Origin of the sequence: Geminocystis sp. CENA526 (assembly GCF_050753365.1) — a bacterium.
Lineage (GTDB): Bacteria > Cyanobacteriota > Cyanobacteriia > Cyanobacteriales > Cyanobacteriaceae > Geminocystis.
Genome location: NZ_JBLZFY010000179.1, coordinates 1 through 4,708 on the forward strand (window position 1 = coordinate 1; position 4,708 = coordinate 4,708).

The 4,708-nt window shown below is 36.3% G+C and carries 5 protein-coding genes; 1 reads left to right on the forward strand and 4 read right to left on the reverse strand.

What is annotated here, in order from left to right; translation table 11 throughout:
- Positions 1 to 464: RNA-guided endonuclease InsQ/TnpB family protein (locus ACN4EE_RS22000; protein ID WP_431708658.1), on the forward strand; the 464-nt coding region annotated here is incomplete at its 5' end.
- A 111-nt stretch (positions 465 to 575) separates the two neighbouring features.
- Here the strand turns inward: ACN4EE_RS22000 and dusB are convergent.
- The 4 genes from dusB to ACN4EE_RS22020 all read right to left on the reverse strand — a co-directional run.
- The gene (gene dusB / locus ACN4EE_RS22005) at positions 576 to 1,589 is read right to left on the reverse strand and encodes a tRNA dihydrouridine synthase DusB (protein ID WP_431708659.1); all 1,014 of its coding nucleotides are present in this window, start codon (positions 1,587 to 1,589) and stop codon (positions 576 to 578) included.
- 57 nt (positions 1,590 to 1,646) lie between these two features.
- Entirely contained in the window at positions 1,647 to 2,939 is a 1,293-nt protein-coding gene (locus ACN4EE_RS22010) for a phospholipase D-like domain-containing protein (RefSeq protein ID WP_431708660.1), read from the reverse strand.
- 12 nt (positions 2,940 to 2,951) lie between these two features.
- Positions 2,952 to 3,632, reverse strand: a complete 681-nt coding sequence (locus ACN4EE_RS22015; protein WP_431708661.1) for a uracil-DNA glycosylase family protein — start codon at positions 3,630 to 3,632, stop codon at positions 2,952 to 2,954.
- A gap of 158 nt (positions 3,633 to 3,790) precedes the next feature.
- Positions 3,791 to 4,708: RNA-guided endonuclease InsQ/TnpB family protein (locus ACN4EE_RS22020; RefSeq protein WP_431708662.1), on the reverse strand; the 918-nt coding region annotated here is incomplete at its 5' end.

The following is a 4,708-nucleotide window of genomic DNA, read 5'->3' on the forward strand; positions in this document are numbered from 1 at the left end:
ACTACAATAAAGTTAGGAAACAACATTACAAGGTGGCTTGTCAACGTCAAGATTTTTTACAGCAGACTACGACAAAGTTATGTAAGACTTATGGTCATATTAAGATTGAAAGCCTGAATGTGCAAGGAATGATGGCTAATCACAAGTTAGCTAGTTCGATAGCAGATTTGGGAATGTATGAGTTTAAACGTCAACTAACTTATAAGGCTCAGTGGTATGCTAATCGTATTGATCTAATTGACCAATGGTATCCCTCATCAAAAAAATGTAGTAATTGTGGACATAAAAAAGAAACTTTGTCTTTGTCTGAGCGGTTATATGTTTGTGATGAGTGTGGGTTATCCATCGATCGAGATCTCAATGCGTCCATAAATTTGGAAAAAGCACCCGAAGAAGTAATTAGAGAAAAAATAGGTTGGGTTACAGCCGAATTAACGTCTGTGGACAGTATCAAGCCGACTTGACTGGTAGAAGCAGAAAATAAACGTCATAGGTAACTATGAGTAAGTTTTATATAACAGGAAAAAATTACAGGGGTTTTCCATTGTTAATTGTTAATTGTTAATTGTTAATTGTTAATTGTTAATTGTTAATTCTTTCAAGGCTTCATCTAATAAAAACAACCCCTCCTCTACGGAGTTGATACGGGAACATCGATCGCGCAATTCAGAAGCACCACTAAAGCCTTTACAATACCAAGATAAGTGTTTTCGGGCTTGGAAAATTCCTCGTTGTCCTTTATACTCCCATAGACCAATTAAATGCTCTTTAGCACAGTCTAAACGCTTTTTTAAGGTGGGTAAAATAGGATTTTGGTTATTTTTGAGGTAAAAATCAATTTCTCCCACTAAAAAGGGATAACCGAGAGTGCCACGGGAACACATCACCCCGTCAGCTTGTGTCACTTCCAGACAACGAAGGGCATCTTCCACAGAAAAAATATCACCGTTGGCAATGACGGGAATGGTTAGTTTTTCCTTGACTTGGGCGATTATATCCCATCGAGCAGTGCCTGTGTAACCTTGTTCTCTGGTACGTCCATGTATAGTTATCATACTCGCTCCTGCGTCTTCCATTCTTTGGGCAAAGTCGATAATGTTGATTTCTTCGTCATTCCAACCTAAACGAGTTTTGACTGTGACGGGTACGTCCACGGCTTTTGTAACTTCCCGTACGATCGAACAGGCAATTTCAGGTTGTCGTAATAAGCGCGAACCTCCGCCTTTTTTGGTAATCTTATTAACAGGACATCCCATATTAATATCAATGGTTTTTGCGCCTTCTTTAACAGCTTTTTGGGCGGCTTGTGCCATAAAATCGGGACGACAATCGAATAGCTGAATACTGATAGGTTGCTCATTCGGATCAATTTCCATGAGTTTCGGTAATTCTTTGAGATGATGAATTTCTGTGGCGCTTACCATCTCGGTATAAGTCATGGAGTCAGGTGCATATTTTCTGACTAAACGGCGAAATACTAAATCCGTCACTCCCGAAAGAGGAGATTGTAAAACACGGCTATTAATTATTACTGTACCAATTTTCAAAGGACTCGAAAGTTTTTTTTGTAATTTGGAGGACATAAGCATAATTTAGGATTTATTTTGTGATAAAAAATAGTTTTGAAGTTAAGCTAAGATGTATCTTTAAAGTCCACATTTAGCGGTTTCCGTCTCAATTTTTTCGTGAATATAGTCGGGAATGCCAAGTATTGCATCTTCATATAGTTGATCAAATTCTCGGCGAAAGTGTTGCACAATGAGGGGATTATTGATAATTAAAAGGGTTTCATCGTTGATATGATTTGCCGCATTTGACCAATTATGCGATCCTGTAATTACGATCGAATCGTCCACAATGCCAAATTTATGATGTAATTTATCACCCCTTTCTAAATTGGGGATGCCAACGGTGTCGATAGGATTTTGCCAAGGGTTATTATTGGGTTGATATTTACATTGAAAGGGTAATGCTACCCCTAATAAATCTAGTCCTTCACTATAGTATTGAAAGGCAAAATTTCGATCGATTAATGCCTTAATTTCTACTCCTTGTAAAGATTTTTTTTGTAAAGTATTAGATATTCCTTGATCAGTAAATACAAATAAGGCTAAATCAATAGATTTATTGGCTAATTGTAGGGTATTAGCGATTAAACCATTGGGAGTATTTTGCCATGATTTTGTGGGGGATATAGGGGAAAATTTGACCGTGACGATACTATCTCCTATTCTAAGAGTTTGAGGAGTTCGAGGTGGTTTTTGTAAACCGAATAAACTATCTTGTTTTTTACCTACCCCATCACCCCAAAGATAATTAAATTCTTGAGTAAAAATTTTAGCTAATGCGGGGCTATTTATGACTAATAAATGATTAGCATTTCCCCTCGTGTTTAAGTTATCAAAATCGCCGTGAACATCGCTTAAGGTAAAGTTTGTTGAGCCTGTTACTACTTTTTTGCTATCTATAATAATAAATTTATGGTGCATTAAACCACTGCCTTTACTGCCGTCTTCTCGATCGTCAATAATAGGAATATTAGCTTTTTTTAAGATACCTAAACCATGATTATTATTGAGTCTATTTAAAGGTAAATTATAATTATTTTCGATAACAACTCTTACTTTTACTCCTTCTTGTTTTTTCGCCACAATTGCCCTTGCTAATTGACTTAAATTTATTTCTTGAACTGCTATATCTAAAGAGGTATTTGCTGAGTTTATTGCCTCAATCATTATGGCTTCTAAATTATCACCATGACGGACAATATTACGATAGGGTTCTAAATATTCTTTGCCTTGGGCTTGGTTATGATTAAAATATACTTGAATGGCAGAATCTTGAGGTAAAGGAGGTAACTTTTGCGGTGGATTCTGACAACCATTTAAAAAGAATAAATAACTAACTATACTCAAAGATAAAGAAATTATTTTAACCATTGTCTGACTTTTCTAAAACTCGATCTGTGACAATGTATATCGTAACATAGCAGGGAATAAATTATAATATTTTTGATTTAAGGGTGAAGGATGAGGTAAGGGAAAAATTGTCATGGGTTTTTGATGAATTTCTCCTGTTTCATCTGTTGCAGTTAAGGTAATCTGGATATGTTTTTGATAGCGTCGATCGCCCTGTTCCCAAAAAGCATTAAACTCCTCTTTAGTGGAGTAATGTTCAAACCATTTAAAGGCTTCTGTACCTAAAGTAATAATCTGATTCCCTTGCCAATGAAAGACGAAAAACTGTTCTAAAAAAGGGCGAAATCTGTTTTTTACTCTAATACCATAGGCTTTATTTTCGGGGGGTTTATAGGGTACAGTATTAGTTAAAATTAACCTATCTTTTATTCTTTGTAATTTCTCTTTATTTTCTGTTTCTTCACCGTAAATTGTTTCATAAAATATCTTTCTGACGATCGTACCAGAAGCACCGATTAAAGGTTGTCCTGCTATGACTTCATCCCTTCCTAAATCTCTACCAAAAAAGCAAATATTACTCTTTAAATTACCAAAATATAATATAGGTTTAGTGGGTTCTTTTTCAACGGATTCATACACGGGAATATCTAAGGGAAATTCCTTTTTTTGGGCTTCTTTTTGTATGTCGTCAATTAATTTTTCGATCGTCTGCATGGGAATTAGGAATTAGGAAGTAAGAATTAAGAATTAAAAGTGTTAATCAATAAGCCACCATGTAATAAATTACATGGCTAATAGCTACCGTCTGCTAAAGCGACTCATGTGACACTCCCACGCTGACCTAAGGTACAGGCGTGGGCTTCCAAATATCGCTACTTGGATTTTCTGCTTCTTTGGGTGGTTCTAGCTGTCGATTTCTCTACAGCCCCGATACCATTATCCTCCACAGACCGCAACACCGTCTGCCCAACGGCTGTTAACCCACGCTGTTCTATTACCATAGCGGCGGCAACATCTCTGTCAATAGTAAAACCGCATTCAGAACAACAATGGACTCGTTCTTTTAAATCTTTTTTACCTGTAAGAGTATTGCAATTTGGACAAGTCTGAGACGTATAATCTTTATCTACTTTGAGAAGATATACGTCTCTTTTTTTTGCTACTAGAGTCAGAATATCGACAAAAGCACCAAAAGCAAAGTCTAGGGAGTGTTTACGCAACATCCCCCTTCCCCATGACTTAAAGTCTATTGCTTCTATAAATATCATTTTGGCTTGATCACACAAATAATGAGCGAGTTTAAAATGATAATCTTTTCTGACTCTATGGATGTACTCGTGTAACTGTGCGATTTTCTTACAGGCTTTTTTCCAATTATTAGATCCCCTTACTTTGTCTTTTAGCTCACGTTGCAGTGATGTCAACTTGCTTTGTAAGCTGATTAAAAACTTAGGTCTATCAATAATTTCATTTCTGGATGTAGCTACAAGGCTAGAAAAACCCAAATCAATACCTAGACTAGAATAAGCCAAATCTGGAATTGGGTCAGGGATATTTCCCTCAGACTCGATTGTACAAATGACGTACCAACCTGATGCTTTATTCACTACTTGGACTTGCTTAACTACAAATCCTTCAGGAATAGGGCGATGTAAATTAATCTCAATATCGCCAATTTTCGGCAATTTGATTTGATTACCAACAATAGGATTAGTTTTGAATTGAGGAAACACCATTGAGCGAATCCTTTTACGAAAACGGGGAAAACCATACCCTCTATTATGAAAAGA